General features: G+C 60.5%; 2 protein-coding genes. Both read left to right on the forward strand.

Annotation, left to right across the window (positions count from 1 at the left end; translation table 11 throughout):
• Window positions 1-1,205, forward strand: a 1,205-nt coding sequence (locus tag HMPREF3048_RS07135) for a YPDG domain-containing protein (RefSeq protein ID WP_210398425.1), incomplete at its 5' end; no start/stop codon positions are given.
• Between the two features lie 355 nt (window positions 1,206-1,560).
• The coding region (locus HMPREF3048_RS07140) for a Rib/alpha-like domain-containing protein (protein WP_070771721.1) at window positions 1,561-6,010 on the forward strand (4,450 nt) is incomplete at its 3' end.

Below are 6,010 nucleotides of genomic sequence, written 5' to 3' on the forward strand. Positions count from 1 at the left end.
AGGACAAGGATGGCAACCCGACCACGCCGCCGGATGGCACCACGTTCACTCCGGGTGAGAATGTTCCGGACGGTGTGACCATCGATAAGAACACCGGCGAGATCACCGTGACTATTCCGAAGGACGCCAAGCCGGGCGACAAGATCACCGTCCCGGTCGAGGTCACTTACCCGGATGGCTCCAAGGACAACGTTGATGTCACCGTCACCGTTGACAACCCGGATGCGAAGACTGCGGATGAGATCGAGCCGGAGTACAAGGACGGTTCGGGCAAGCCTGGTGAGGACGTCAAGGTTGAGAAGCCTGAGTTCAAGGACAAGGACGGCAACCCGACCACACCGCCGGAGGGCACCACGTTCACTCCGGGTGAGAACACCCCGGATGGCGTGACCATCGATAAGAACACCGGCGAGATCACCGTGACTATTCCGAAGGACGCCAAGCCGGGCGACAAGATCACCGTCCCGGTCGAGGTCACTTACCCGGATGGCTCCAAGGACAACGTTGACGTCACCGTCACCGTTGACAACCCGGATAAGCCGGTAGATGAGGGTGCGGACACCACGCCGCCGAAGATCAACCCGATCAAGCCGGACGATAAGACCATTACCGGTACCGGCGACCGTCCGGGCGAGGACATCATCGTCACCTTCCCGGATGGCAAGGAAGTGCCGACCAAGACCGATGAGAACGGCAAATGGACGGTCAAGGTTCCTGACGGCACCACCTTGAAGCCGGGCGACGATGTCAAGGCTCGGGACGGTGTGGGCAACGAGTCCAAGGAGAAGGTCGGCATCGACACCGGCAAGTGTGTCGCCACCTCGGTCGGCTTCGGTCTGCCGCTTATCGCGCTGCTGCCGATCGGTCTGGCTACCCAGTTGGAGATCCCGGGTCTGTCTGACATCGCTGCTCAGACGAACGCGCAGATTCAGAACTTCAACACCCAGATGCAGCGTCAGCTGGGCGTGTTCAATCCGCAGATGGCGTCCCAGGTGGATGCGATTAACTCGCAACTCGCTCGCTACGGCACCGATATCGGAACCGTGCTCGGCGGCCTGGCGCTGATCGCCGCGGGCATCTTGGCCGGCACGATCATCTACGACAACTGCTCGCCGAATGGTGGCTCGTCCATCAAGAACCTCGAGTTGAGGGGTTCTTCCGGCAACACCTACGCAGGTTCGTCGAAGGAGGGGAAGGAGAGGTAATGCAGTAGACCAGCGCCTTTACTAAAGGCGTCTTCCTCGAAACCGTCGCCCCGCTCATCATTACGGTGAGCGGGGCGACGTTTTGCGCATTGCTTATCGACGACCCCACCTCCCCGAGCCACCCCCGCCCAAAGGCAGAGAGCTCACAGGAACCATTCACGTAACGATACGGAACCAGGCAGTTTTTAAATCAATTCCTGAGGGGAAGCTAAATAATCACATGAGTGGGGGTAGGGCCAAAAGGGCAGATTGTAGACAGGTGTCCACCAGGCGTAGCGTTCCCAAAGTCCTTAACGGGTGTCCATTAATTGGATATTGCGTTTACACACATCGCTATGTTTCTGGAAGGTTCTTTGTGAAGAAAAACTACGTTGCACGCCGCCGTGGCACCTCGGTTGCCGCAGCCGCGTTGTCGCTCGCGTTGGTTGCGCCGCTCGCGCAGCCGACGGCGTTTGCGCAAGACAACCCGCAGGCTGCCCCAACCCCAGCGCCAGCCCCAGCCCCAGCCGCGGACCAAGGCAAGAACAAGCAGGTGCCAAACGCCATCTTTACCAAGGGTGGCTGGCGTGATTTCTACGGCTACCACGGTTGGGCGTACATCAATAAGGATGGTCGCCACGATGACTTGTCGTCGAATAATGAGCCGCTCAAGGGCAACGTCATCTACTTGCAGTACGTGACCAAGAACGGTGAGGTTTCGCCGACGTTCTACACCACGACTGACTCCGAGGGCCGCTTCTCCTTCGACCTGTCCGAGAAGGTAACCAACGAGGTTGACGCGCCGCCGTTCTGGCTGGCAGCTGGTGGCGTTCGCGTCCGCGTTTGGGGCGAGAACCCGGATCCGAGCAAGTACTCGGTGGTTGCCGCGGGTGACTTCAACTCGGGCCGTTACACCTCGATTACGGACCGCGTGCAGGAGTCTTGGAACTTCACCGCTGGCCCTGCCGGTTCTCGCATTACCAACGGTCGTTTTGTGCTGGAAGAGAAGCCGAATCACGTTGGTTGGTTGGCCAAGCCGGAAAAGGATTGGACTCGTGCGCTCGACGGCGAGACCGGTGAGCCGACGGCTGATGGTCAGTTCCCGTACTACGGGGACTTTGGCGCGATTAAGAGCATCGCTCACCCGAATGAGTCCATGGTGTGGTGGGAGACTGGTGAGTCTGCCGGTACCTTGCCGGGCTACTACAAGTACCAGCCTGCGCGTGGTGATCGTGCAGCGGGCGGCATCGAGATTGTTGCGTCGTATCTTAACGACGAAGTCGCGCGCCAGATCGACGCCTGGAAGAACGAGAACCCGGGTTACACGGTCGAGCAGGAGCGTGCGAACCAGGAGCGCATCATCAAGGCGTACCAGGACGAGCACGGCGAGGGCTCCCACATTGCAGAGACCGTCGTTGCCCCGACCAGCGCTGACGGCATGATTTACCTGCCGTTCAAGGGCACGCTGGGCTACTCGCGCGACGCGGCCAACCTCGGTGTGAACAATGTGGTCAGCGAAGAAGACTGGGGCAAGGTTGCCGACGACTACCAGAACCAGTGGGTCAACGTGTTTACCGGCGCTTCGTTGTACGACGTGCGCCACATCAACACTGACTACATGTACATTTACCCGAACATTGAGGGCCGCGACGTGAAGAACTCTGCGTTCGTCGCCAACATGTTCATGAACTACCGTGACCAGGGCGCGATTGCCGCCGGCGCGAACATGAATGGTCTGCAGTTCCCGTTGATGACTGCACAGCCGACCTTCGACATTCCGGAGTACAACTCCTACGATAACAAGGGTCGTCCGGGCTCCAAGGTGACTACGAAGACCGCGGGCTTGCTGCCGAACGCGGAGTACGCAATCCGTTGGTACGCAACCGCTCCGGATGGTACCCAGACTGAGATCAAGGACGCGATGTGCAAGATCAAGAGCGACGACAAGGGTGCACTCGAGTCCTGCAACTTCCAGGCTCCTGAGGATCTGAAGGAGACCACGGTCTACACCGCCGCGCTGGTTTCTGTTGACCCGGCTTCCGGCAAGCCGTCTGATCGTTGGGAGATCGCAGACTCCTTCACCGCTGTTGTTCCTGAGTCGCTGCCGTTGGGCTCGGTTGGCACTGAGTTCCCGAACAACGACGTGACGCCGCTGTTCAAGGATCTGCCGGACAATATGAAAGAGGGCACTGAACCGTCCTACTCGGCTAACGACTTGCCTGCAGGCCTGGCCATCGACCCGAAGACCGGCAAGATCACCGGCAAGCCGACCACCCCGGGCACCACTGAGGTCATCGTGACTCGCGAGATCGAGGTCATGGTCGAGCAGGATGTGCCGGTGCTTGACGACGACGGCAACCCGGTCTACGAAAACCCAGACGAGCAAGATCCTGACAAGCGTATTGAGAAGACCGAGAAGAAGCCCGTCGCGCAGAAGCGTAAGGAGCAGGTGGTCACCAAGATCACGGTGACGGATACCAAGCTGGCCGACGGCGTCGTCGGCGAGCCGTATAAGCAGGACGTGAAGCCGGAAGGTTTTGACAAGCTGCCGCAGGGCTTCGAGCTGAAGAAGGACTCCATCAAGGTTGAGCGTCTCCCGGAAGGCCTGGAGTTCAAGGACGGCACAATCACCGGTACACCGAAGAAGACGGTTGACGCTTTCGAAGAGAAGCCGAACGTCTCCGTTACCTACACGTTGGTGGATCAGGACGGCAACGAGACCGAGCACACCGACCTTGTCCCGCTGAAGGTCACCGACCAAGCCAGCAAGTACGAACCGCAGGGCAAGGACCAGGAGGTTGCGAAGAACGCTGAGCCGAAGGCTGAGGATTCGATCGCGAACAAGGAAGATCTTCCGGAGGGCACCAAGTACGCCTGGAAGGATGTGCCGAAGACTGACACCTCTGGTGACAAGGAAGCTGTCGTTGTTGTGACCTACCCGGATGGCACCACTGATGAGGTGCCGGTGACGGTGAAGGTTGCCAAGGATCAGGCCGAGCAGCACGACCCGCAAGGCAAGGATCAGACGGTTGAGACTGGCAAGAAGCCGGATCCGAAGGACAACGTCAAGGACGCTGACAAGCTTCCTGAGGGCACGACCTTCAAGTACAAGGAAGATCCGGACACCTCTACTGCTGGGGATAAGCCGGTCACGGTCGTCGTCACCTACCCGGATGGTTCCACCGACGAGGTGAAGGCCACCGTGAAGGTGGAGGACCCGAAGCCTGCAGAGGACCCGACCCCGAAGCCGACCCCGGAACAGCCGCAACCCGAGCAGCCGCAACCCGAGCCGACCCCGCAGCCGGAGCAGCCCCAGCCCGAGGACCCGAAGCAGTCCGACGCTGACACCTACGAGCCGCAGGTCCAGGACAAGACCGTCGAGCCGAACGAGGTCCCGGAGGCCAAGGACCACGTCACCAACATCGACGAGCTGCCGGAGGGCACGGCCTTCGAGTACGAGCAGGCGCCGGATACCTCCACTGAGGGCGACAAGCCAGTGACCATCGTTGCCACCTACCCGGATGGCACCACCGACAAGGTCAACGCCAACGTCAAGGTGCAGAAGAACGCGACCGACGCTGACAAGCACGACCCGCAAGGCCAGGACCAGAAAGTCAAGACTGGCGGCACCCCGGATCCGAAGGGCAACATCAAGGACGCCGATAGCCTGCCGGAAGGAACCACCTTCGAGTACAAGAAGACCCCGGATACCTCGAAGCCGGGCGTCTACGACGTCACTGTTGTTGTGACCTACCCGGATGGTTCCACCGACGAGGTGCAGACGACCATCACCGTTGGTACTGACGCGGAGCGTTTCGTGCCGGAGTACGACAAGGTCACGGACGTGCCGGTTGATGGTGAGAAGAACACCAACGATCCGTTCGGCACCAAGGCGCCGGTGAAGAAGACGGAGGCGAATCCGACCGCCGATTCGGACGCCGACAAGTGGGAGTTCACTCCGCAGGACAACGGTGTGATCAACGCGAAGGCTCCTTCGATGAAGGACGTCGCGGAGAAGATCGAGGCCAAGTTGCCGGAGATTAAGAGCACCGATGTGAAGAAGCGTTGGGATAAGTTCTTCGAAACGTTCAAGCCGTTCGCTCGCCCGTCCGTTGCGGTCGACTTCACCTACGAGGACGACTCGACCAACTCCGCTACCGCCAACTTCGACCTGGTGGGCAAGGATGGGAAGTCCCTGCTGGATCCGAATGGTGACTTTGATGGCGATGGCCACACCAACCGCGAGGAGGTGGAGAAGGGCGCCAACCCGGCTGACGATCAGTCGAAGCCAGACACCACGGCACCGACTATCGACGACATCACCCCCGGCGCCAAGACCATCTCCGGTAAGGGCGACCGTCCTGGCGAGAAGATCACTGTCACGTTCCCGAACGGCAAGTCGATCACGACCACGACCGACAAGGACGGCAAGTGGAAGGTCAACGTCCCGGCAGGCGTGAACCTCGAGACCGGTCAGGAGATCCAGGTCGTCGACGGCGCCGGCAACAAGGCCACCGCAAAGGTTGGCATCGACACCGGCAAGTGTGTCGCCACCTCCGTCGGCTTTGGCCTGCCCCTGATCGCGCTGCTGCCGATTGGCCTGGCCACCCAGATCCAGATCCCGGGCCTCACCGAGTTCGCCGCCCAGGCGAACGCACAGATCCAGGCCGCGAACACGCGCCTCCAGCAGCAGTTGGGTGTGTTCAACCCGCAGATCGCTGCCCAGGCGGACGCCGTGAACGCGAAGTTGGCGCAGTACGGCACTGACATCGCAACCGTTGTTGGCGGCCTCGCGCTGATCGCCGCTGGCATCCTCGCCGGCACGA

This window comes from Corynebacterium sp. HMSC075D04 (assembly GCF_001815635.1).
GTDB classification, from domain to species: domain Bacteria; phylum Actinomycetota; class Actinomycetes; order Mycobacteriales; family Mycobacteriaceae; genus Corynebacterium; species Corynebacterium coyleae.